Annotated in this window: 23 protein-coding genes; 12 read left to right on the top strand and 11 right to left on the bottom strand. The window is 55.9% G+C overall.

The annotated features are described in order from the left end of the window. Positions 1–126: 126 nt before the first annotated feature. Together rhaS and rhaR are read left to right on the top strand one after the other, a co-directional pair. Positions 127–963: an HTH-type transcriptional activator RhaS gene (gene rhaS / locus ACOTXD_RS19710; RefSeq protein ID WP_022652068.1), complete on the top strand. Its 837-nt coding sequence runs from the start codon at positions 127–129 to the stop codon at positions 961–963. A gap of 73 nt (positions 964–1,036) precedes the next feature. After that, on the top strand, positions 1,037–1,885 hold the full coding sequence (rhaR, locus tag ACOTXD_RS19705; RefSeq protein WP_003861996.1) for an HTH-type transcriptional activator RhaR: 849 nt from the start codon (positions 1,037–1,039) through the stop codon (positions 1,883–1,885). Here rhaR and rhaT read toward each other — a convergent pair whose 3' ends face one another. Then, complete coding sequence (gene rhaT, locus ACOTXD_RS19700) at positions 1,886–2,920, bottom strand: L-rhamnose/proton symporter RhaT (protein ID WP_022649813.1); 1,035 nt, start codon at positions 2,918–2,920, stop codon at positions 1,886–1,888. It lies immediately after the preceding gene. Positions 2,921–3,208: 288 nt separating this feature from the next. On the opposite strand from rhaT, the gene sodA reads away from it, so the two are divergent. Further along, positions 3,209–3,829, top strand: coding sequence for a superoxide dismutase [Mn] (gene sodA, locus ACOTXD_RS19695; RefSeq protein WP_003861999.1), 621 nt, complete (start codon positions 3,209–3,211; stop codon positions 3,827–3,829). Between the two features lie 66 nt (positions 3,830–3,895). Then, positions 3,896–4,570, top strand: coding sequence for a 6-hydroxyaminopurine reductase (gene yiiM, locus ACOTXD_RS19690; protein WP_032660783.1), 675 nt, complete (start codon positions 3,896–3,898; stop codon positions 4,568–4,570). A gap of 52 nt (positions 4,571–4,622) precedes the next feature. Here the strand turns inward: yiiM and cpxA are convergent, their stop codons facing one another. After that, entirely contained in the window at positions 4,623–5,996 is a 1,374-nt protein-coding gene (gene cpxA / locus ACOTXD_RS19685; RefSeq protein ID WP_015569937.1) for an envelope stress sensor histidine kinase CpxA, read from the bottom strand. Further along, positions 5,993–6,691 carry an envelope stress response regulator transcription factor CpxR gene (gene cpxR / locus ACOTXD_RS19680; RefSeq protein WP_003862004.1) on the bottom strand — a complete coding sequence of 233 codons (699 nt, stop codon included), beginning with the start codon at positions 6,689–6,691 and terminating at the stop codon, positions 5,993–5,995. Before cpxR ends, cpxA begins: the two co-directional genes overlap by 4 nt. 150 nt (positions 6,692–6,841) lie before the next feature. On the opposite strand from cpxR, the gene cpxP reads away from it, so the two are divergent. The 6 genes from cpxP to ACOTXD_RS19650 all read left to right on the top strand — a co-directional run bounded on the left by cpxP (position 6,842) and on the right by ACOTXD_RS19650 (position 12,987). After that, entirely contained in the window at positions 6,842–7,348 is a 507-nt protein-coding gene (gene cpxP, locus ACOTXD_RS19675) for a cell-envelope stress modulator CpxP (RefSeq protein ID WP_003862006.1), read from the top strand. Between the two features lie 153 nt (positions 7,349–7,501). Then, positions 7,502–8,386 carry a CDF family cation-efflux transporter FieF gene (fieF, locus tag ACOTXD_RS19670; protein ID WP_022652064.1) on the top strand — a complete coding sequence of 295 codons (885 nt, stop codon included), beginning with the start codon at positions 7,502–7,504 and terminating at the stop codon, positions 8,384–8,386. Between the two features lie 184 nt (positions 8,387–8,570). Further along, positions 8,571–9,533, top strand: coding sequence for a 6-phosphofructokinase (gene pfkA, locus ACOTXD_RS19665; RefSeq protein ID WP_003862009.1), 963 nt, complete (start codon positions 8,571–8,573; stop codon positions 9,531–9,533). 231 nt (positions 9,534–9,764) lie between these two features. Beyond that, a complete protein-coding gene (locus ACOTXD_RS19660; protein ID WP_003862012.1) occupies positions 9,765–10,754 on the top strand; it encodes a sulfate ABC transporter substrate-binding protein in 990 nt (329 codons plus the stop codon). Between the two features lie 111 nt (positions 10,755–10,865). Further along, a complete protein-coding gene (locus ACOTXD_RS19655; RefSeq protein ID WP_003862014.1) occupies positions 10,866–11,609 on the top strand; it encodes a CDP-diacylglycerol diphosphatase in 744 nt (247 codons plus the stop codon). Between the two features lie 73 nt (positions 11,610–11,682). Next, the gene (locus ACOTXD_RS19650) at positions 11,683–12,987 is read left to right on the top strand and encodes an SLC13 family permease (protein ID WP_048209936.1); all 1,305 of its coding nucleotides are present in this window, start codon (positions 11,683–11,685) and stop codon (positions 12,985–12,987) included. A gap of 47 nt (positions 12,988–13,034) precedes the next feature. Here ACOTXD_RS19650 and tpiA read toward each other — a convergent pair whose 3' ends face one another. Together tpiA and ACOTXD_RS19640 are read right to left on the bottom strand one after the other, a co-directional pair. Further along, positions 13,035–13,802 carry a triose-phosphate isomerase gene (gene tpiA / locus ACOTXD_RS19645; RefSeq protein WP_003862019.1) on the bottom strand — a complete coding sequence of 256 codons (768 nt, stop codon included), beginning with the start codon at positions 13,800–13,802 and terminating at the stop codon, positions 13,035–13,037. 111 nt (positions 13,803–13,913) lie between these two features. Further along, positions 13,914–14,510 carry a DUF1454 family protein gene (locus ACOTXD_RS19640; protein ID WP_003862020.1) on the bottom strand — a complete coding sequence of 199 codons (597 nt, stop codon included), beginning with the start codon at positions 14,508–14,510 and terminating at the stop codon, positions 13,914–13,916. 112 nt (positions 14,511–14,622) lie between these two features. Here ACOTXD_RS19640 and ACOTXD_RS19635 point away from each other — a divergent pair, with 112 nt between their 5' ends. Next, entirely contained in the window at positions 14,623–15,042 is a 420-nt protein-coding gene (locus ACOTXD_RS19635) for a DUF805 domain-containing protein (protein WP_003862022.1), read from the top strand. On the opposite strand, the gene fpr is transcribed toward ACOTXD_RS19635, so the two are convergent. The 4 genes from fpr to ACOTXD_RS19615 form a co-directional block, all read right to left on the bottom strand. Further along, the gene (gene fpr / locus ACOTXD_RS19630) at positions 15,043–15,789 is read right to left on the bottom strand and encodes a ferredoxin--NADP(+) reductase (protein ID WP_003862024.1); all 747 of its coding nucleotides are present in this window, start codon (positions 15,787–15,789) and stop codon (positions 15,043–15,045) included. 96 nt (positions 15,790–15,885) lie between these two features. Then, positions 15,886–16,896 carry a class II fructose-bisphosphatase gene (glpX, locus tag ACOTXD_RS19625; RefSeq protein ID WP_023315041.1) on the bottom strand — a complete coding sequence of 337 codons (1,011 nt, stop codon included), beginning with the start codon at positions 16,894–16,896 and terminating at the stop codon, positions 15,886–15,888. 123 nt (positions 16,897–17,019) lie between these two features. Beyond that, entirely contained in the window at positions 17,020–18,528 is a 1,509-nt protein-coding gene (glpK, locus tag ACOTXD_RS19620) for a glycerol kinase GlpK (protein ID WP_003862028.1), read from the bottom strand. A gap of 21 nt (positions 18,529–18,549) precedes the next feature. Next, on the bottom strand, positions 18,550–19,395 hold the full coding sequence (locus tag ACOTXD_RS19615) for an MIP/aquaporin family protein (RefSeq protein ID WP_003862030.1): 846 nt from the start codon (positions 19,393–19,395) through the stop codon (positions 18,550–18,552). A gap of 399 nt (positions 19,396–19,794) precedes the next feature. Here ACOTXD_RS19615 and zapB point away from each other — a divergent pair, with 399 nt between their 5' ends. Continuing rightward, complete coding sequence (zapB, locus tag ACOTXD_RS19610; RefSeq protein ID WP_003862031.1) at positions 19,795–20,034, top strand: septal ring assembly protein ZapB; 240 nt, start codon at positions 19,795–19,797, stop codon at positions 20,032–20,034. 80 nt (positions 20,035–20,114) lie between these two features. Here zapB and rraA read toward each other — a convergent pair whose 3' ends face one another. After that, a complete protein-coding gene (gene rraA / locus ACOTXD_RS19605) occupies positions 20,115–20,600 on the bottom strand; it encodes a ribonuclease E activity regulator RraA (RefSeq protein WP_003862032.1) in 486 nt (161 codons plus the stop codon). A gap of 92 nt (positions 20,601–20,692) precedes the next feature. Then, entirely contained in the window at positions 20,693–21,613 is a 921-nt protein-coding gene (menA, locus tag ACOTXD_RS19600) for a 1,4-dihydroxy-2-naphthoate polyprenyltransferase (RefSeq protein ID WP_022652060.1), read from the bottom strand. Positions 21,614–21,668: the final 55 nt, after the last annotated feature.

Raw genomic sequence — 21,668 nt, 5'->3', positions numbered from 1 at the left:
CCCGATCTTTCCGCCTGTTTCTTGAAAAACCGACAGCTTTTGCGCGGTTTGCTGTCAAAAATTTAAGGTGAGCGTGAAAGGCCTTAATTACTATTTTGAGAACTTTTCTCATTGGTGGGGGCCGTTATGACCGTACTGCACAGCGTCGATTTTTTTCCTACGGGGGCTTCGCCGGTCGCGATTGAGCCACGGCTGCCTCAGGCTGCGTTCCCGGAGCATCATCATGATTTTCATGAAATTGTGATTGTTGAGCACGGAACGGGCATCCACGTGTTTAACGGTCAGCCGTATACCATTAGCGGCGGTACGGTGTGCTTCGTGCGCGATCACGACAGGCACCTGTATGAACATACCGACAACCTGTGCCTGACCAATGTGCTCTATCGTTCTCCGGATGCGTTCCAGTTTCTTTCCGGGCTGAATCAGCTGTTGCCGCAGGAGAAGGACGGCCATTATCCGTCGCACTGGCGGGTGAATCAGTCCACGTTGCAGCAGGTGCGTCAGCTGGTGAGCCAGATGGAGCAGAGCGAGGATGGACAGGAGACGCACGCCATTGCTACCCGCGAGCTGCTGTTTATGCAGCTGCTGGTGCTGCTGCGGCGCAGCAGCCTGGTGGAAGGGCTGGAAAATAACGACGCGCGCCTGAATCAGCTGATGGCATGGCTGGAAGATCATTTCGCCGAAGATGTCTGCTGGGAAACGCTGGCGGATGACTTTTCGCTCTCGCTGCGCACGCTGCATCGTCAGCTCAAGCAGCATACCGGCCTGACGCCGCAGCGTTACCTTAACCGTCTGCGCCTGATCAAAGCGCGTCACCTTTTACGTCATACCGACGAAAGCGTCACCGATATCGCCTATCGCTGCGGTTTCGGCGACAGTAACCACTTTTCGACGCTGTTTCGCCGGGAGTTTAGCTGGTCGCCGCGCGATATTCGTCAGGGGAAAGACGCGTTGCTTCAGTAACGCGAGGGCAGTCACCGTTTTTTTGCTGCAAAAAGGCTAATAATGTCCGGTTATTCGCCGTAGAGGTTGTGGTGTGGCTGCTCAGCTCATTCTTCGCAAAGATGATTTTTTTGCCTCCGCGAGTCAGGCCGTCGCGGTGGCCGACCGCTACCCGCAAAACGTCTTCGCCGAGCACACCCACGAGTTTTGCGAGCTGGTGCTGGTGTGGCGGGGCAATGGCCTGCACGTCCTCAACGACCGTCCCTACCGCATCACGCGCGGAGACCTGTTCTACATCCGCGCTGAAGACAAACACTCCTACGCCTCGGTTAACGATCTGGTGTTGCAGAACGTCATCTATTGCCCCGACAGACTTAAACTGAATGTCGACTGGGCGGGCAATATCCCCGGTTTTCATGATGCCAGAGGCGAACCGCACTGGCGCTTAAGCAGCAACGGCATGGCTCAGGTGCGCCAGACGATTTCCCAGCTGGAGCAGGAGAGCCAGAAGAGCGATCCGGTGGCAAACCAGATGTCGGAGCTGCTTTTCGCCCAGCTGGTGATGACCCTGAAGCGCCATCGTTACGCTACGGATAATCCCTCTGCCACCATGCAGGAAGCGTTGCTGGATAAGCTCATCACCCGGCTTGCGGGCAGTCTGAACAAGAGTTTCGTGCTGGAAAAATTCTGCGAGCAGGAGCAGTGCAGCGAGCGCGCGCTGCGCCAGCAGTTCCGCACCCAGACGGGGATGACGGTAAACCACTATCTGCGCCAGCTGCGCATCTGCCACGCCCAGTACCTGTTACAGCATACGGAGCTGATGGTGAGTGAAGTGGCGATGCGCTGCGGCTTTGAGGACAGTAACTACTTCTCGGTGGTGTTTAACCGTGAGGTGGGGATGACGCCGGTTCAGTGGCGTCATCGCAGTCGAAAGGCAGCGTAATCAGTTCGCCATGCCGAGGCCGACGATATTGGCCGCAATGATAATCACCACGCAGCCCAGGCTCAGCACGCCAACCGGACGACGCCCGGCGTTGTTCCACTCTTTCAGCACCAGCCCAACCAGCCCGCCACACAGCACGTAGAAGCTCATGTGCAGCATCCAGCTCATGTAGTCATACTGCGCCGGAATACTGGCGTGACCCCAGGCGTAGAAGAAGAATTGCAGATACCACATCAGGCCGCCAAGGGCGGAGAGCAGGACGTTGGTGACGATCAGCGGTTTTGCCAGCGAGAAGTCGGCTTTTACCGACAGGTTCTTCACTTTTGCCAGACGAATGAAGCAGAAACCGAGGTTTACCAGCGCGCCGCCGCCCATGATCACCACGTAGCTTGGCAGGGCAACGTACAGCGGATCGACGCCCAGCGCCGCAGCGGCGTCGTGCATCGGTTTGGCGGCGTTCATGGCGAACGACATGCCCGCCGAGAAGACGCCGCACATCACCGCCAGCAGCAGCCCTTTCTTCAGGTTGAACTCTTCGGCTTTGATGCCCATCTTGCGTTCTTTCAGCTGGCCCGCGCGGGTGACGATGCCCACGCCGATCACTGCCACCAGCACGCCCAGCAGGGTCATTCGCCCTCCCTGGGTGTTGATCAGCACATCGAAGTTGCCGTTGAGGATTGGCGTCATCAGGGTGCCAACAATCAACGTTATGCCAATCGCGATGCCAATCCCCATCGACATGCCGAGGTAGCGCATGGTGAGGCCGTAGTTGATATTACCGATGCCCCACATCGCGCCGAACAGGAATACCGGCAGCAGGGTGGAGGCGTTGAAGGAGGAGAAGTAGCCCCAGAAATCGGGCAGCAGCATGGCGCTGATTGTCCACGGCAAAATCAGCCAGGACACGGTACCGCCAACGGACCACATGGTTTCCCATGACCAGCCTTTCACCTTTTTAAACGGGGCATAGAAACAGGCTGCACTGGCCGCGCCTATCAAATGCCAGAAGATACCCATCGTAATCGCATGATTCATTTTTACATCCTCATCGTTTTTATAGCCGGAGGCTTCCCGCCGACTTGATGAGTGTAAAAATGAGGCGGTTTGGGAACCTTCAGAAGGTTGCCGCACTTTTGTTCAGGATGGCAATCAGCACGTTAAACACGTGAGCAGACTCACAATTTTGTCATTTATCAAAAACCGAATAACCTTATAAAAACTACGGCATTGATAATCATTTTCAATATCATTTAATTAACTATAATGAACCAACTGCTTACGCGGCATTAACAGCTGTGCCGCCCGACAATAATGGAGAGGATTATGAGTTATACACTGCCATCCCTGCCGTATGCCTACGACGCACTGGAACCGCATTTCGACAAGCAGACGATGGAAATCCATCACACTAAACACCACCAGACCTACGTGAACAACGCGAATGCTGCGCTGGAAAGCCTGCCAGAGTTCGCTAATCTGCCTGTTGAAGAGCTGATCACCAAACTGGACCAGCTGCCGGCAGACAAGAAAACCGTGCTGCGCAACAACGCGGGCGGTCACGCTAACCACAGCCTGTTCTGGAAAGGCCTGAAAACCGGCACCACCCTTCAGGGCGACCTGAAAGCGGCTATCGAGCGTGACTTCGGTTCCGTTGACAACTTCAAAGCGGAATTCGAAAAAGCCGCTGCAACCCGTTTCGGCTCTGGCTGGGCGTGGCTGGTCCTGAAAGGTGACAAACTGGCGGTCGTTTCTACCGCTAACCAGGACTCCCCGCTGATGGGTGAAGCTATCTCTGGCGCATCCGGCTTCCCAATTCTGGGTCTGGACGTGTGGGAACACGCTTACTACCTAAAGTTCCAGAACCGTCGCCCTGACTACATCAAAGCCTTCTGGGATGTAGTGAACTGGGACGAAGCAGCAGCGCGTTTCGCCGCTAAAAAATAAGGTTGCATTGACGCCTGTGAGAAGCGAGTCTGATGACTCGCTTTTTTTGTATCTGAAGGAGTGGAGATGCATTACCCGGTGAATGTGTTTACAGGCAAGGTAAGGGAGTTCGAAGGCAGCCGCCCGAGTGCCATCGCCAAAGTGCAGGTCGACGGTGAGCTGACGTTGACCGATCTCGGGCTTGCGGGTGACCAGCAGGCTGAAAAGAAAATCCACGGCGGGCCCGATCGCGCGCTGTGCCACTATCCGCGCGAGCACTATCAGCACTGGAAAACCGAATTTCCTGAACAGGCTGACCTCTTCGTCGCCCCCGCGTTTGGCGAAAATCTCTCAACGGAGGGGCTGACGGAGAAGAACGTCTTTATCGGCGATATTTACCGCTGGGGCGATGCTTTGATTCAGGTCACCCAGCCGCGCTCACCGTGCTTTAAGCTTAATTACCATTTCGGCATTCAGGATATGTCGGCCCAGTTGCAAAACGCGGGTAAAACCGGCTGGCTGTATCGCGTTGTGCAGGCGGGACAGGTTTCGGCGGATGCGCCGCTTGAGCTGGCTTCGCGTTTGAGTGAGGTGTCGGTGTACGAGGCCTGCGCAATTGCCTGGCATATGCCGTTTGATGACGATCAGTATCACCGTCTGCTGTCAGCGGCGGGATTATCCACCAGCTGGACCAGAACGATGCAGAAGCGGCGGATAAGCGGCAAGATCGAGAGCAGTTCGCGGAGATTATGGGGGAAATAGTTCCCGCAGAAAGTAGGCCGGGTAAGGCGAAGCCGCCACCCGGCACATACGGTTACGAACGCTTATACAGCGGCAGCCACAGCGTTAACCTGAGCCCGCCCAGCGGGCTGTCATCGGCTTTCACCCAGCCACGGTGCTGTTGCATGGCGGTTTCAACAATCGCCAGACCCAGTCCCGTACCGCCAGATTCACGGTCGCGTGCCTCGTCGGTACGGTAGAACGGACGGAAAATCTGCTCGCGATCTTCCGGGCTGACGCCAGGACCGTCGTCGTCGACAATGACGGTTATCCCGTCTTTATCCACCGAGAACGCCACCTCAATCTTCGTGTGCGAGTAGCGCAGGGCGTTACGCACGATATTCTCCAGCGCGCTTTCCAGCGTGTTGGGGTTACCGTAGAGCGGCCACGGGCCCGGCGGGAAGTTGACGGTGAACGATTTGCCCATCTGCTCCGCTTCGAACGCCGCGTTGTCCAGCACCTCATGCCACAGATGATTGGCTTTCACCGTTTCGCTCACCAGCGCGTTTTTCTGCTGATTGCGCGACATCACCAGCAGATCGTTTATCATGCTGTCCAGGCGATGCGCTTCCGTCTCAATACGCTCCAGCTCTTTGCTCTCACCGCTGCGGCGGCGCAGCAGGGCGGTACCCAGCTGTAAGCGCGTGAGCGGCGTCCGCAGCTCGTGGGAGATATCCGACAGCAGGCGTTGCTGCGCGGTCATCATGCGGTCAAGAGCAGAGACCATCTGGTTAAAACTGGTTCCGGCGGCCAGGAACTCCTGCGGCCCGGATTCCAGCTCCGGATGCTGCCTCAGGTTGCCCTGCGCCACTTCGTCCGCCGCATTTTTCAGCTTACGCGCCGGTTTCGCCAAGCTCCACGCCAGCCATAATAGCAGCGGGGAACTGACCAGCATCGTGACAATCAACAGCAAAAGCGGACGGTCAAACAGCAGGTTGATGAAGTCGGACTGGGAACTGCTCGCAGGGCGAATCAGGTAGAGCTGATAATTGTCTTCCCCGTCCCGAACCGAGAAAGGACCAACCATCTCTACCCGACCATATTTCTTTTTCTGTGGGTGATCGGCGTTATCCGCCTGGCCAATAAAGTTGCGGATAATCTGCATTTCATTGCGATCGGCCCCAATCACGCGACCTTCGCTGGTGACCAGTAAAAGACGTTGTCCGGGGGGCGCCCACTTGTCGATAGCGCGAAACAGCCTGCGCCACCACATTAAATCGTTCGGCGGATCGTTTGCCAGCTCCGCTTCCACGTGCTGCTCGATCATCACGCCCTGACGTTGCTCGCTGTCGAGTAGCTCCGTCATCTGGCGTGAGTCGAGTTTTGGCAACATCAAAACGAGCATTAAAACCAGTGCCAGCGTCAGCCAGAAGATGGCGAAGATGCGGGCGGTTAAGCTGCCTATCATGAAGCGGAAACCATCAGATAACCGCGACCACGCAGGGTTTTGAACCAGGGATGACCGTCTTTACGCTCCGGCAGCTTACGGCGCAGGTTCGAGATATGCATGTCGATGGCGCGGTCAAACGGGGTGAGGCGTTTGCCCAGCACTTCCTGGCTTAAGTGTTCACGCGACACCACCTGGCCGAGATGCTGCGCCAGCAGATACAGCAGGGTGAACTCGGTGCCGGTTAGCTCCAGCGTTTCACCGTCGAAGCTCGCTTCCTGTCGGCCCGGGTTCAGGCTCAGGGAGTCCACTTCCAGCGTAGGTGAGCTGTTGTCGGTATTCTGCTGCTGCTCGCTCCAGTGAGAGCGGCGCAGGATCGCGCGAATACGGGCCACCAGTTCACGGTCGTTGAACGGCTTAGGTAAATAGTCATCCGCACCCAGCTCAAGGCCGAGTACGCGGTCAAGCTCGCTGCCGCGTGCGGTCAGCATAATGACGGGGGTCTGGTGTGTCTGGCGAAGCTCTTTCAACGTATCAATACCGTTTTTCTTCGGCATCATGACGTCGAGCAAAAGTAAATCGATGCTGTCGTCAAGGAGACTCAGCGCCTGCTCGCCATCATGGGCAACCAGGACGTTGAAACCTTCCATGTCGAGCAACTCCTTTAAAAGAGATGTGAGCTCTCGGTCATCATCAACTAACAGGATTTTATTCATTGTTTAAATACCTCCGAGGCAGAAATTACGACATCAAGGCTATCTAATCCATGACTTTACGTTGTTTTACACCCCCTGACGCATGTTTGCAGCCTGAATCGTAGACTGTCTCTCGTTGAATCGCGACACGAAAGATTTTGGGAGCAAGTGATGCGCAAAGTTACCGCTGCCGTCATGGCCTCAACGCTGGCCTTCAGTGCGTTTAGCCAGGCTGCTGTAGCTATCATCAGCGATAACGGTTCCTCAGCAGAGGGCGCAACGCAGCACAGCAGCCAAAGCCATATGTTTGACGGCATAAGTTTAACCGAACATCAGCGTCAACAGATGCGAGATCTGATGCAGAGGGCAAGACACGACCAGCCCCCTGTTAATGTTAGCGAAATGGAGACAATGCATCGCCTTGTCACCGCAGAAAATTTTGACGAAAGCGCTGTACGCGCTCAGGCCGAAAAAATGGCGCAGGAACAGGTTGCCCGCCAGGTAGAGATGGCGAAGGTTCGCAACCAGATGTTCCACCTGCTAACGCCCGAGCAGCAAGCGGTTTTGAATACCAAACATCAGCAACGTATGAACCAGTTGCGTGAGGTTGCACGGATGCAGCGAAGCTCAGATATGACGCTTTTCAGTAGCAATAGCAGTACCCGTAGTAACCAGTAAACCCTGTTTTCCTTGCCATAGACACCATCCCTGTCTTCCCCCACATGATGTGGGGGTTTTTTTTGCCCATCGTTCCGGTTTGTTAACGCTTTATTCATCCTTTCACTCCACCACTATCCGTTATACTAGCGCCATGGCATGACAGGAGTGTTTATGAATCAATCCTATGGACGGCTGGTAAGCCGGGCCGCAATAGCCGCGACGGTGATGGCGTCGTGTTTACTGATCATTAAAATTTTCGCGTGGTGGTACACCGGATCGGTCAGTATTCTGGCGGCGCTGGTGGACTCACTGGTGGATATTGCCGCCTCGCTGACCAACCTGCTGGTGGTGCGCTACTCGCTGCAACCGGCGGATGAAGAGCATACGTTTGGCCACGGCAAAGCGGAATCGCTGGCCGCGCTGGCACAAAGCATGTTTATTTCGGGCTCTGCGCTTTTCCTGTTTTTGACAGGCATTCAGCATCTTGTTTCGCCGTCACCGATGAACGATCCGGGCGTTGGCGTGGTCGTAACGGTAGTTGCACTTATAAGCACACTTGTTCTTGTAACGTTCCAGCGCTGGGTTGTACGCAAAACACAAAGCCAGGCTGTACGGGCCGATATGCTTCATTATCAGTCTGATGTTATGATGAATGGGGCTATTCTTATTGCGCTTGGTCTGGCCTGGTATGGCTGGCATCGGGCCGATGCGTTGTTTGCGTTAGGGATAGGGATCTATATTTTATACAGCGCCTTGCGGATGGGGTATGACGCGGTACAGTCGCTTCTTGACCGTGCGCTTCCGGATGCAGAACGTGATGAAATTTATGCCATCGTGACCAACTGGCCCGGCGTCAGTGGTGCTCACGATCTTCGTACGCGGCAGTCAGGGCCGACCCGCTTTATTCAGATTCATTTGGAAATGGAAGACAACCTGCCACTGGTTCAGGCGCATATGGTCGCTGAACAGGTGGAGCAGGCGATTTTGCAGCGTTTCCCTGGGTCAGACGTCATTATTCACCAGGACCCATGCTCTGTCGTACCCAGGGCGTTTTGAGCTTTCGTAATTCGTTGTAAAAAAGTGAGCCAGAGCAGCATTGTGTGGATAAATTACCACCATATGGCCTGACCTGAATCAATTCAGCTGGAAGGGATTGATATACTATTTGCAGTATTCGACGGTTGAACAGTTTCTTCCGGCAGCAGATTTCAATTTTGCATTCCTAAGTTCAGAGGTAGTCATGATTAAGAAAATCGGTGTGTTGACAAGCGGCGGTGATGCGCCGGGCATGAACGCGGCAATCCGTGGGGTTGTCCGTGCAGCGCTGACGGAAGGTCTGGAAGTTTTTGGTATCTATGACGGTTACCTGGGTCTGTATGAAGACCGCATGGTTCAGCTCGACCGCTACAGCGTGTCTGACATGATCAACCGTGGCGGTACTTTCCTCGGTTCTGCACGCTTCCCGGAATTCCGTGACGAACACATCCGTGAAGTGGCTATCGAAAACATGAAAAAACGGGGTCTGGATGCGCTGGTGGTTATCGGCGGCGACGGCTCCTACATGGGTGCAAAACGTCTGACTGAAATGGGCTTCCCGTGCATCGGCCTGCCTGGCACCATCGACAACGACATTAAAGGCACCGACTACACCATCGGTTACTTCACCGCGCTGGGTACCGTTGTGGAAGCGATTGACCGCCTGCGTGACACCTCTTCCTCTCACCAGCGTATTTCCATTGTTGAAGTGATGGGCCGTTACTGCGGTGACCTGACTCTGGCAGCGGCAATTGCCGGTGGCTGTGAGTTCGTGGTGGTGCCGGAAGTGGAATTTAGCCGTGAAGATCTGGTCGCTGAAATCAAAGCCGGTATCGCGAAAGGTAAGAAACACGCCATCGTTGCTATCACCGAGCACATCTGTGACGTTGACGAGCTGGCGAAGTACATCGAAACCGAAACCAAACGCGAAACCCGCGCGACCGTTCTGGGTCACATTCAGCGTGGTGGTTCCCCAGGCCCGTACGACCGTATCCTGGCGTCCCGCATGGGCGCGTACGCGATCGAGCTACTGCTTCAGGGACACGGCGGCCGCTGCGTCGGTATCCAGAACGAGAAACTGGTTCACCATGACATCATCGATGCCATTGAAAACATGAAGCGTCCGTTCAAAGGTGACTGGCTGGACTGCGCGAAAAAACTGTACTGATTGGCTCTGTTGCCCGGTGGCGGCAAGGTAAATGCAAAACGGTAACCCTTGGGTTACCGTTTTTTATGGTTGCTCCCTCTCCTGTGGGAGAGGGTTGGGGTGAGGGCATCAGTCCGCTCATTCACTTTTTTTATTCCTCCACGTTATAGCCAATCTTTTTTTATTCTTTAATCATCGGTTAGCTTTCTGGCACGCTGCATTCATCAAAACACTACACAAGAGAGCTGGGCGATGAATAAATGGGGCGTGGGGTTAACATTATTGCTGGCATCAACCAGCGTTCTGGCAAAGGACATTCAGTTACTGAATGTGTCGTACGATCCGACGCGTGAACTGTACGACCAGTACAACAAAGCTTTCGCGGCGCACTGGAAACAGGAAACCGGCGATAACGTGGTGGTTCGCCAGTCTCACGGCGGTTCCGGTAAGCAGGCGACATCGGTGATCAACGGTATCGAAGCCGACGTGGTGACCCTGGCGCTGGCTTATGACGTGGATGCGATCGCGGAGCGTGGCCGTATCGACAAAAACTGGATCAAGCGCCTGCCGGACAACTCTGCGCCATACACCTCGACCATCGTCTTCCTGGTGCGCAAAGGCAACCCGAAACAGATTAAAGACTGGAACGACCTGATTAAGCCTGGCGTGTCTGTCATTACCCCGAACCCGAAAAGTTCCGGCGGCGCACGCTGGAACTACCTGGCGGCCTGGGGCTACGCGCTGCACCACAACAACGGCGATCAGGCCAAAGCACAGGACTTCGTCAAAGCACTGTTTAAAAACGTCGAAGTGCTGGACTCCGGCGCGCGCGGCGCAACCAACACCTTCGTCGAGCGCGGCATCGGCGACGTGCTGATCGCCTGGGAAAACGAAGCCCTGCTGGCGACCAACGAGCTGGGTAAAGACAAGTTCGAGATCGTCACCCCGAGCGAATCCATCCTCGCTGAGCCGACCGTCTCCGTCGTCGATAAGGTTGTTGATAAGAAGGGCACCAAAGCGGTGGCGGAAGCCTACCTGAAGTACCTCTACTCACCGGAAGGGCAGGAAATTGCGGCGAAAAACTTCTACCGCCCACGCGATGAGGCCGTCGCGAAGAAATACGAAAACGCCTTCCCGAAACTGAAGCTGTTTACTATCGATGATGTTTTTGGCGGCTGGACCAAAGCGCAGAAAGAGCACTTCTCTAACGGCGGCACCTTCGACCAGATCAGCAAGCGCTAAGCGTTTTACAAAGAACGACACGGTAACCCGGTGTGAGAAATCCGCCGGGTTTTTTATTTGGTCATCATTTTGCGTTACTCTTTTGCCTCTATTGAAAACAGGGAACGCGTTGTGAAAAAAATTATCTTACTGATTCTGATCGTTATCGCCCTTGCCGCAGGCGGCGTGTACTGGATGAAAGCGGGTAATCCGAATGCGTTGCGTCATATCGTTCTCGACCAGTGTGTGCCCAACCAGCTGCATAACCGTAACCCGGCACCGTGCGCGCAGGTGAAGCCAGATGCGGGCTACGTGGTGTTCAAAGACCGCAACGGACCGCTGCAATACCTGCTGATGCCCACGTACCGTATCAACGGCACTGAAAGCCCGCTGCTGACAGAGCCGCAGACACCGAATTTCTTCTGGCTGGCATGGCAGTCTCGTCATTTTATGAGCATGAAACGAGGGGCCGACGTGCCTGACAGCGCCGTTTCGCTAACCATCAACTCCCCGACCGGGCGCACGCAAAACCATTTTCATATCCACATCTCCTGTCTGCGCCCAGACGTGCGCGAGAAGCTGAACGCGTCGCAGGGGCAAATCAGCACCCAGTGGTTACCGCTTCCGGGCGGGCTGGAAGGGCATGAATATCTTGCCCGTCGGGTGACGGAGAACGAACTGGTGCAGCGCAGCCCGTTTATGATGCTGGCGGAAGAGCTGCCAGAAGCGCGCGACCATATGGGACGCTTCGCGCTGGCGATGGCGCAGCAGTCAGACGGCTCGTTTGTATTGCTGGCGACAGAGCGTAATTTGCTTACCTTTAACCGCGCGTCGGCTGAGGAATTGCAGGATCATCAATGCGATATCCTGAAGTGACCCCACCATAAATAGCGTTTACTCGCCCTGCCTGTCGCCGTAGACTTGCTGAAAAATTCTACAGGAGACAGGTATGTCGCTCTGGTTAACGCATCCTCTGCTGCTTCCCTCGCTGATCGTCGGCGTCACCATCGTGCTGTGGGCGACGTCGCTGTTGCCCGAATTTATCACCGCGCTGCTGTTTTTCACGGCGGCGATGGCCGCCAGAATCGCCCCGCCGGAAGTAATCTTCGGCGGCTTCGCCTCGTCTGCCTTCTGGCTGGTGTTCAGCGGCTTTGTGCTGGGTGTGGCGATTCGGAAAACCGGCCTGGCGGACAGGGCCGCCCGGGCGCTGTCGGCAAAGCTTACCGACTCCTGGGTGCTGATGGTGGCAAGCGTTGTGCTACTGAGCTATGCCCTGGCATTCGTGATGCCGTCGAACATGGGACGTATTGCGCTGCTGATGCCGATTGTCGCCGCGATGGCGAAGCGGGCCGGCATTCCTGATGGCTCGCGGGCCTGGTTTGGCCTGGCGCTGGCGGTCGGGTTTGGCACCTTCCAGCTCTCGGCCACTATTTTGCCCGCCAACGTGCCCAACCTGGTGATGAGCGGCGCGGCGGAAGGCTCATACGGTATCCACCTGAACTATGTTCCGTATCTGCTGCTGCACACCCCGGTGCTGGGTATTCTTAAAGGCCTGATTCTGATTGGCCTGATCTGCTGGCTGTTCCCCGGCAACCCGAAACCGGCGAAGGATCTCGCGCCATCGGAACCGATGGGGCGTGACGAAAAACGGCTCGCCTGGCTGCTGGCGGTGGTGTTGACGATGTGGGTGACGGAGAGCTGGCACGGCGTGGGCCCAGCGTGGACAGGGCTGGCGGCCTCGGTCGTCGTTATGCTGCCGCGTATAGGTTTTATCACCGGGGAGGAGTTCTCGGCGGGGGTGAATATGCGTACCTGTATTTACGTCGCGGGTATACTCGGGCTGGCCATTACGGTAACGCAGACCGGTATCGGTTCGACCGTAGGTGAAGGGTTGCTCCATATCATGCCGCTGGATGCAGACCGTCCGTTTACCAGCTTCCTGGCGCTGACGGGGATCACCACGGCGCTCAACTTCATTATGACCGCCAATGGCGTTCCGGCGCTGTACACCACGCTGGCGCAGAGCTTCTCGGACGCGACCGGCTTCCCGCTGTTGTCGGTGATCATGATCCAGGTGCTGGGGTATTCCACACCGCTGCTGCCGTATCAGGCGTCGCCAATTGTGGTGGCGATGGGCTTAGGGAAAGTGCCTGCGAAGGCGGGGATGCTGCTCTGCCTGGCGCTGGCGATTGCGACGTATCTGGTGCTGCTGCCGCTGGATTATTTGTGGTTTAGCGTATTAGGACGTTTGTAGTGGTTTTGTAGGGCGGGTTAGCGAAGCGCCACCCGCCACAAAGGCAATTACGCCTGCTTAGCCGCTTCTGCCGCTTTAACGATCACCGCGAAAGCGTCTGCTTTCAGGGATGCGCCGCCAACCAGCGCGCCATCGATGTCTGGCTGGGTGAACAGCTCAGCTGCGTTTGATGCGTTAACGGAACCGCCGTACTGGATGATGACCTGCTCAGCCACTTTCGCGTCTGCTTTTGCAATGTGGTCACGAATGAACTTGTGCACCGCCTGTGCCTGCGCTGGAGTTGCAGATTTGCCGGTACCGATCGCCCAGACTGGCTCGTAAGCGATAACCGCGCCTTCGAACGCTGCCGCGCCCTGGGTTTTCAGCACAGCGTCGATCTGACGTGCGCACACTTCTTCGGTTTTACCCGCTTCGTTTTCTGCTTCGGTTTCACCGATGCACAGAACCGGGATCAGACCCTGCTCTTTCAGCACAGCGAATTTCTTCGCGATGAACTCGTCAGATTCTTTGTGGTAGGTGCGACGCTCAGAGTGGCCGATGATGATGTATTTCGCGCCGATGTCTTTCAGCATTTCAGCGGAGGTTTCACCGGTAAACGCGCCAGACAGGTTAACGTCAACGTTCTGCGCGCCCAGAATGATGTGGCTGCCGTCAGCGGCACGTTTAGCCAGATCCAGGTACATATCCGGCGGAGCGATAGCAACCGCGCAGCCGGTCACGCCAGCCAGCTCTTTACGCAGGTTAGCAACCAGTTCGTTTACCATGTGGCGGCTGCCGTTCAGTTTCCAGTTACCCATCACTAAAGGATGTCGCATTTCAATTCTCCACGCTCAATAAGCGAATTAAGGAATATGGCCACCCTTAAGGGCAGCATGGTCTGTGAATCAGTATAGAGATTTTCCCTCGAAAGGCTTTGCTTTTTGTCATTAATTCGCCCCCTCGAGTGCGTCTGATAGGGCCAGCTTAATCGGTTCAACCGCGAAGGTCAGCCCCTTTTCGCCGTTATCTGCGACGACATAGCGAACGGCACCTTCCGTATCGGCGTAATAGCGTTTGTTTTTCCCCGCGGTAAGAAGTTTTTGCAGCTTTTGCTGGCTTTGTGCTTTCGTGAAGGTGGGGGTAAAGGCGCGCAGAATAGCGCTCATGTACTCCAGCGCTTTCGCTTTCGCCGCTTTCTGCTCTGGGCCCTGAATCGGCAGCCAGGTGATCTGCATGCTTTTGATTTTTAACGTTCCGCGCTCAAGGGCGGTAGAGGCATACAGATTCTCGTTAATTTTGCTGGCCGCGCGGGTCAGGGTCGGCGTATCGCGGGCGCTGTCAATCGCTCGGAACTCTCCCAACGGAAGTGAGGGATTTTCTTTGTTGAAGGCTTCGCGGAACTGGCTGATAGATTGATCGAAAGAGGGAGCGCCCGCCAGAAGATAGGGGGCGGTGACCGGGGAAGCCGTTTCCGTGGCGTACAGGGAAAAACTGGCGCTCAGCATCGCTAAACACAAATAAAGAGAGTGTGCCGAACTTTTCATCAACATTGCCCCTGGCCGTCATTGCCCATGATTAAAACGATATCTGGTCGGCTTGTCAAAAGGTCACAACTCCAGGGTAAAATGCGGGCTAAACAATAATAAGGAACCTTACATGACCATACAGCAGTGGCTGTTTTCATTCAAAGGGCGTATTGGGCGCCGTGACTTCTGGATCTGGATTGCAACGTGGGTTGTCGCCATGCTGCTTCTGTTTTTTGTTGCCTACAACGCATGGCTGAGCACGCAAACCGCGGCATTTGCGCTGGTCTGTTTACTGTGGCCAACCGCCGCCGTGGTGGTGAAACGTCTGCACGATCGTGGCCGCTCCGGCGCATGGGCTTTCCTGATTATCCTGGCGTGGATGCTGGTGGCGGGGAACTGGTCATTGCTGCCCTCAATCCTCCCATGGGTGGTGGGCAGACTGCTGCCGACGGTTATCTTTGTAATGATGGTTGTCGAACTGGGCGCGTTTATCGGCACCCAGAGCGAGAACAAATATGGAAAAGATACCCTTGAGGTGAAGTACCGCTGATCACCAGTAGTGTTCGGCGGTCATGTGGCCCGGCCGACGGCGAAGGTGCTTCGTCATCTGCCGGGTATCCTTCAGCAACTGCTGCGTATCGCGCACCATCTGCGGGTTGCCGCACAGCATCACGTGGCTGGTTTCGGTATTCATCGGTAAACCCACCGCCTCTTCCAGCGCGCCGCTTTCAATCAACGCCGGAACGCGACCGGTTAACGAGCCAGCTGCGGTTTCGCGGCTGACCACCGTCTGAATTTTTAACTTTCCGCCATATCGCTGTTCCAGCGCCTGCATCTGCGGCAAATAGCTCAGGTCTGCGGCGTAGCGCGCGGCGTGAACCAGCACGATATTTTTAAAGCGCTCCAGATCTTTGCCGTATTGCAGAATGGAAAGATACGGGCCGATGGCCGTGCCGGTCGCCAGCATCCAGAGCGTGTCACAGTCGGGGATTTCATCCAGCACGAAGAACCCCGCCGCGTCGGAGACAATCTGCACTTCATCGCCCGGCTTCAGCGCGGCGAGGCGTGGGCTGAGCTTACCGTCCGGGACGGTGACCAGATAGAACTCAAGGTCCGGGTTATCAGGCGCATTAACGTAAGAGTAGGCGCGCTGTACGCGTTCACCGTCGATATCCAGCCCGAGTTTGGCAAACTGCCCGGCAGTAAACGGATGAACGGGAGCGTGCAGCGTGAGGCTAAATAGCGCATCGGTCCAGAACTGTACCTTTGTGACTTTACCTGTTACCCAGTCCGCCATGATCTTCTCCTGTGCTGTTTCTCTCTTCTATCTTCCGTACTTGTGGGAAACATTTCCAGCCCATTCGGGCCGGAAAGCTCTATCGATCAAACGGTTTTACAGAATGTGCGTCTGTACGTCCGGATCTTTACGATCGAGATAATGAATGGACTTAATGCGGCGAATGGTGCGGGATTTACCGCGGATCAGCAGGGTTTCAGTGGTGGCCATGTTGCCCTTGCGGGTGATGCCGTCCAGCAGATCGCCTTTGGTGATGCCGGTTGCGGAGAAGACCACGTTATCGCTGCGGGCCATCTCGTTCAGCGCGAGCACTTTATTGGCCTCGATGCCCATCGCCGCGCAGCGCGCCAGTTCGTCTGCACCAATGCGAAGGTTCTCGTCGCTGTCGCCTTTGACCTCATGGCGTGGCAGCAGACGCGCCTGCATATCGCCGTCCAGCGCGCGGATCACTGCCGCAGAGACCACACCCTCCGGCGCGCCGCCGATGCCGTAAAGCACGTCGACTTCGCTGTCAGGCATGCAGGTAAGAATAGAGGCGGCAACGTCGCCATCCGGAATAGCAAATACGCGCACGCCAAGCGTTTGCAGGTACGCGATGGTGGCGTCGTGGCGCGGTTTCGCCAGAATGGTCACGGTGAGTTCGCTGAGCGCTTTACCCAGCGCCGCAGCGATATTGCGCAGGTTGGCGTCCAGCGGCAGACTAAGGTCGATAGCGCCTTTAGCGCCAGGACCGACGATCAGCTTTTCCATGTACATATCGGGCGCGTTGAGGAAGCAGCCCTTATCGCCCACCGCCAGTACCGCCAGCGCGTTGGCCTGGCCCATCGCCGTCATGCGCGTGCCTTCGATCGGGTCGACCGCGATATCCACCGCATCGCCTTTGCCGGTCCCGACCTTTTCACCGATGTAGAGCATCGGCGCTTCGTCGATCTCGCCTTCACCGATGACGATAGTGCCGTCGATGTTGACCTGGTTAAGCACAATGCGCATGGCGTGGACGGCTGCGCCGTCTGCGGTATTTTTGTCGCCACGGCCCAGCCACTTGTAGCCTGCGAGGGCGGCAGCTTCGGTGACGCGGGAAAACTCGATAGCAAGTTCACGTTTCATGAGGTACTCGTACAATCAAAAGGAATTGCACGAAGTTTATCACAGAGTGGGGAGGGTCGAGGGGACCGGTGCGGTTGGAGCCCCTCACCCTAACCCTCTCCCTAGGGGAGAGGGAATATAGGCTTACTCGTCGTGCTCTTCCCACGCCAGGGCACGTTTCACCGCTTTCTTCCAGCCGCTGTAGCGGTAGTTGCGCTCGGTGGTTTCGATGCCAGGACGGAATTCGCGTTCGATAACCGCTTTTTCCTGAAGCTCGTCGAGGTTTTGCCAGAAGCCAACCGCCAGACCTGCCAGATACGCCGCGCCCAGCGCCGTCACTTCTCGCACCTCAGGACGTTCAACGCGAGTGCCCAGAATGTCGGACTGGAACTGCATCAGAAAGTTGTTGGCTACTGCACCGCCGTCCACGCGCAGGGCGTGCAGACGAATGCCAGAGTCAGCCTGCATCGCTTCCAGCACGTCGCGCGTCTGGTAGGCGATGGATTCCAGCGTCGCGCGAATGATGTGGTTTGAGTTCACGCCGCGCGTCAGGCCGAAAATCGCGCCGCGGGCGTACGGATCCCAGTACGGTGCGCCCAGACCGGTGAACGCTGGCACCACGTACACGCCGTTGGTGTCTTTCACTTTGGTCGCGAAGTATTCGGAGTCAAACGCGTCGCTAATCAGCTTCATCTCGTCGCGCAGCCACTGAATGGAGGCACCCGCCATGAATACCGCGCCTTCCAGAGCATAGTTCACTTCGCCGCGCGGGCCGCAGGCGATGGTGGTCAGCAGACCGTTTTCTGATTTCACCGCTTTCTCGCCCGTGTTCATCAGCATAAAGCAGCCGGTGCCGTAGGTGTTCTTCGCCATCCCTTCTTTTACGCACAGCTGGCCGAACAGGGCTGCCTGCTGGTCACCGGCGATACCGGCGATAGGAATACGCGTGCCGCCTTTACCGCCAATGTTGGTCTGGCCGTACACTTCTGAAGATTTACGCACGTCTGGCAGCATCGCTCGCGGAATGTCCAGCGCGTCCAGCATCTTGTCATCCCACTCCAGAGTGTTGATGTTGAACAGCATGGTGCGCGAGGCGTTGGTGTAGTCGGTGACGTGAACGCGTCCCTGAGTCATCTTCCAGATAAGCCAGGTATCGACGGTACCGAAGAGCAGCTCGCCACGACGTGCGCGCTCGCGTGAACCTTCCACGTGGTCGAGGATCCACTTCACTTTGGTGCCGGAGAAATAGGGGTCAACCACCAGGCCGGTGGCGCTGCGCACGTACTCTTCCATCCCGTCGCGCTTCAGCTGTTCGCAGATCTCTGACGTACGGCGGCACTGCCAGACGATGGCGTTGTAGATGGGCTTACCGGTTTCGCGCTCCCAGACCACAGTCGTTTCACGCTGGTTGGTGATACCGATAGCGGCAATCTGGTCAGAACTGATGTCGGCTTTCGCCAGCACTTCCACCAGCGTGGAGCTTTGTGACGCCCAGATCTCCATCGGGTCGTGTTCAACCCAGCCTGGACGCGGATAAATTTGCTCAAATTCGCGTTGAGACACGCTGACAATGTTCGCGTCATGATCCATTACGACAGCGCGGGAGCTGGTAGTGCCCTGGTCGAGCGCAACGATATATTTTTTTTCGGTCATGGTATGTGTCCCGTAGTCAGATTACAGCGAAGCTTTTTGTTGTGTGGTGGAAGTTGTCTCTTTTTCCTCTTCCACACAGGTGTCGCACGGTAAGTGGCGACCAATTAATTTGCGATAGCCGAATGCGCCCAGCGCCGCCCCTACAATTGGCCCGAACAGCGGAACCAGGAAGTAAGGAATGTCTTTGCCGCCCGTGAAGGCGACATCGCCCCATCCCGCAAAGAAGGCGAAGGTTTTTGGACCCAGGTCACGCGCCGGATTCATCGCAAAACCGGTCAGCGGACCCATGGATGCGCCAATCACCGCAATCAGAAGGCCAATCAGAAGTGGTGCCAGCGGGCCGCGCGGAATGCCGTTTCCGTCGTCGCCCAGCGCCATAATGACGCCCATCAGAATAGCGGTAATCACCATTTCAACTGCGAACGCCTGCACAAAATTGATATGCGGATTCGGATACGTTGAGAAAATGCCTGCCAGATCCAGACTTTCGACACTGCCACGCACCATATGATGCGTCTGTTCGAAGTCGATGAAAAGATTGTAATAAAGCCCGTAAACTAACGCCGCTGCGCAAAAGGCGCCGGCAAATTGCGAAATGATGAAAGGAACAACTTTGCGTCCGTCAAAGCACGCGAATAGCCACAACGCGATGGTCACCGCCGGGTTAAGATGTGCGCCGGAAACCCCTGCGGTCAGGTAGATGGCCATCGCCACGCCCAGACCCCAGATAATACTGATTTCCCACTGACCAAAACTGGCACCCGCCACTTTCAGTGCAGCGACACAGCCTACTCCGAAGAATATCAACAACCCGGTACCCAGGAACTCGGCAATGCACTGGCCTTTTAAGGTTGATGTCTGACTCATAATCGGAATCCTGCAAAAGAGTAATGTTTATTGTTTGCGTGACCGCCCGTGACAGTCACGATGCCCTGTAGACATAGTGTTAATTTATCGTTAACGAGCACAAACGAGAAATATCGAAATCGAAATGTGTGGTCTGTGTCAATAAAATGAGCGTTTTCGCGCCATAAAGCGCGTTTTTGCATCAGGTAATGATTGTGGGTTGAATCATTTCTTTAACTTATGGGTTAACAACTTAGGGGTATATGCGGCGAACGCACCAGGACGAGGCCGAAAAGTGTTGCAAACCGCGATCTGCGTGGCATGCCGCTGGACAGGGGCGACGGCGCTCCATACAATCGGAACATATGTTGTGCGCGTTTACGTTAAAGCGTCGCCTTGCAATTCAGGAGAGGTAGGATCATGTCTTTAGAAGTGTTTGAGAAACTGGAATCGAAAGTACAGCAGGCGATTGACACCATCACGCTGCTGCAAATGGAAATTGAAGAGCTGAAAGAGAAGAACAACTCCCTGTCTCAGGAAGTTCAGAATGCTCAGCACAGCCGCGAAGAACTGGAGCGCGAAAACAACCAGCTGCGCGAACAGCAGAACGGCTGGCAGGAACGCTTGCAGGCGCTGCTGGGACGTATGGAAGAAGTCTGATTTCCTTGGGAATGAATTGAACAGGCCGGGTAAGGCGTAGCCGCCACCCGGCTTTTTTATGCATCTCGCTTACCGATTAACTACTCAATATCCAGCGCATCCTCAGAAAGGATAATGCCGGTATTGTCAGCATAAAGGTGGTCACCCGAGAAGAAGGTCACGCCGCCGAAGTTAACGCGCACGTCGCTTTCGCCGATGCCTTCACCCGCTGCGCCAACCGGAATGGCGGCAATGGCCTGAATACCGATATCCAGATCTTCCAGATCGTCCACCTGGCGCACGGAGCCGTAGACCACAATCCCTTCCCACTCGTTTTGCACCGCAAGGCGGGCGAGGTCCGCATCGATCAGTGCACGGCGCACTGAACCGCCACCATCCACCAGCAGAACGCGGCCACGACCGTTCTCTTCGAGCAGATCGTACAGCAACCCGTTGTCCTCGAAACATTTCACCGTGATGATTTGTCCGCCAAACGACGACCGTCCACCAAAGTTGGAGAACAGGGGTTCAACGACGTTGACATCTTCCTGGTAGATGTCACAAAGCTCGGAGGTATCGTATTTCATAGGTTTAACGCTCTGTTGCTGCGAATGTGTTCAGTATATCGTGCGAAATGCGTTGTTGGCAAAATCATCAATTGTTAATTGATATTTGTCAGCTAACTCAGCGTCTGGCTTAAGACAATCCCGATGACGAACAGCAGGTTAGTCAGTAACGCGCCTTTTACCGTACGTTCCAGCATCGGTGGCATGGCGGCCGGGCTGCGTTCACGCATGACATAGCGGGCCTGCTTAATCAGCAGCGGTGCGGCGAGCACAAACAGCCAGCCCCACAGGCTGTGCAGAGAGATCAGATTGAACAGTGCCAGGCAGACCAGCGCGCCGATGAGCAGGAAGGCGTGATAGCGGCGTGCATTCACCGGACCCAGACGCACGGCCAGCGTGTTTTTACCGTTCTCGCGGTCGCTGTCGATGTCGCGCAGGTTATTGATATTCAGCACCGCCGTCGCCAGCAGACCGCAGGCGGTCGCCGGCAGGAACAGGGCAGGTATCACCGTATGCGCCTGCAAGTACCAGCTTCCCATCACGCTCAGCCAGCCGAAGAACACCAGCACGGAGATGTCGCCCAGGCCAATATACCCGTAAGGACGCGTCCCGACGGTATAGGTAATGGCTGCAATAATGGCAAGCAAGCCTAGCACCAGGAAGCCAATGAAATCACTGGTGGTTTTCGACGCGACCGTCACCAGCGCCAGCCCGGACAGGCAAATCAATACCACGGTGATAATCAGCGCCCGTTTCATCTGTGCCTGGGTAATCACCCCTTTTTGCATCCCGCGCAGCGGCCCGATACGGTCAGGCTTGTCGCTGCCCTTTACCGCATCGCCGTAATCATTGGCGAGATTAGAGAGGATTTGCAGCAGCCCGGCGGTGACAAGCGCCAGGCCTGCTACCAGCGGATCGAAATGACCCTGCCACCAGGCAAGCGTGGTACCGACAATAATGGCGGCAAAAGCCAGAGGAAGCGTTTTAGGGCGCAGACTTTCGAGCCACGCCTGTGTACGGCTGATATCAGTCATAGTTATTTAGCCAATAAAAATGGGGGCCATAGCCCCCATCAACAGTGATGAAAAT

Origin of the sequence: Enterobacter cloacae complex sp. CDL013, from assembly GCF_049238805.1 — a bacterium.
In the GTDB taxonomy this organism is placed as follows: domain Bacteria; phylum Pseudomonadota; class Gammaproteobacteria; order Enterobacterales; family Enterobacteriaceae; genus Enterobacter; species Enterobacter hormaechei_C.
This window is presented reverse-complemented; position numbering and strand designations above follow the sequence as displayed.

Bases quoted from the DNA above. Each gene is read 5' to 3' on its own strand.
- rhaS (WP_022652068.1), top strand. From the start codon at position 127: ATGACCGTACTGCACAGCGTCGATTTTTTTCCTACGGGGGCTTCGCCG.
- rhaT (WP_022649813.1), bottom strand. From the start codon at position 2,920: ATGAATCATGCGATTACGATGGGTATCTTCTGGCATTTGATAGGCGCG.
- sodA (WP_003861999.1), top strand. From the start codon at position 3,209: ATGAGTTATACACTGCCATCCCTGCCGTATGCCTACGACGCACTGGAA.
- yiiM (WP_032660783.1), top strand. From the start codon at position 3,896: ATGCATTACCCGGTGAATGTGTTTACAGGCAAGGTAAGGGAGTTCGAA.
- cpxA (WP_015569937.1), bottom strand. From the start codon at position 5,996: ATGATAGGCAGCTTAACCGCCCGCATCTTCGCCATCTTCTGGCTGACG.
- cpxR (WP_003862004.1), bottom strand. From the start codon at position 6,691: ATGAATAAAATCCTGTTAGTTGATGATGACCGAGAGCTCACATCTCTT.
- cpxP (WP_003862006.1), top strand. From the start codon at position 6,842: ATGCGCAAAGTTACCGCTGCCGTCATGGCCTCAACGCTGGCCTTCAGT.
- fieF (WP_022652064.1), top strand. From the start codon at position 7,502: ATGAATCAATCCTATGGACGGCTGGTAAGCCGGGCCGCAATAGCCGCG.
- pfkA (WP_003862009.1), top strand. From the start codon at position 8,571: ATGATTAAGAAAATCGGTGTGTTGACAAGCGGCGGTGATGCGCCGGGC.
- ACOTXD_RS19660 (WP_003862012.1), top strand. From the start codon at position 9,765: ATGAATAAATGGGGCGTGGGGTTAACATTATTGCTGGCATCAACCAGC.
- ACOTXD_RS19650 (WP_048209936.1), top strand. From the start codon at position 11,683: ATGTCGCTCTGGTTAACGCATCCTCTGCTGCTTCCCTCGCTGATCGTC.
- tpiA (WP_003862019.1), bottom strand. From the start codon at position 13,802: ATGCGACATCCTTTAGTGATGGGTAACTGGAAACTGAACGGCAGCCGC.
- ACOTXD_RS19640 (WP_003862020.1), bottom strand. From the start codon at position 14,510: ATGAAAAGTTCGGCACACTCTCTTTATTTGTGTTTAGCGATGCTGAGC.
- ACOTXD_RS19635 (WP_003862022.1), top strand. From the start codon at position 14,623: ATGACCATACAGCAGTGGCTGTTTTCATTCAAAGGGCGTATTGGGCGC.
- fpr (WP_003862024.1), bottom strand. From the start codon at position 15,789: ATGGCGGACTGGGTAACAGGTAAAGTCACAAAGGTACAGTTCTGGACC.
- glpX (WP_023315041.1), bottom strand. From the start codon at position 16,896: ATGAAACGTGAACTTGCTATCGAGTTTTCCCGCGTCACCGAAGCTGCC.
- glpK (WP_003862028.1), bottom strand. From the start codon at position 18,528: ATGACCGAAAAAAAATATATCGTTGCGCTCGACCAGGGCACTACCAGC.
- ACOTXD_RS19615 (WP_003862030.1), bottom strand. From the start codon at position 19,395: ATGAGTCAGACATCAACCTTAAAAGGCCAGTGCATTGCCGAGTTCCTG.
- zapB (WP_003862031.1), top strand. From the start codon at position 19,795: ATGTCTTTAGAAGTGTTTGAGAAACTGGAATCGAAAGTACAGCAGGCG.
- rraA (WP_003862032.1), bottom strand. From the start codon at position 20,600: ATGAAATACGATACCTCCGAGCTTTGTGACATCTACCAGGAAGATGTC.
- menA (WP_022652060.1), bottom strand. From the start codon at position 21,613: ATGACTGATATCAGCCGTACACAGGCGTGGCTCGAAAGTCTGCGCCCT.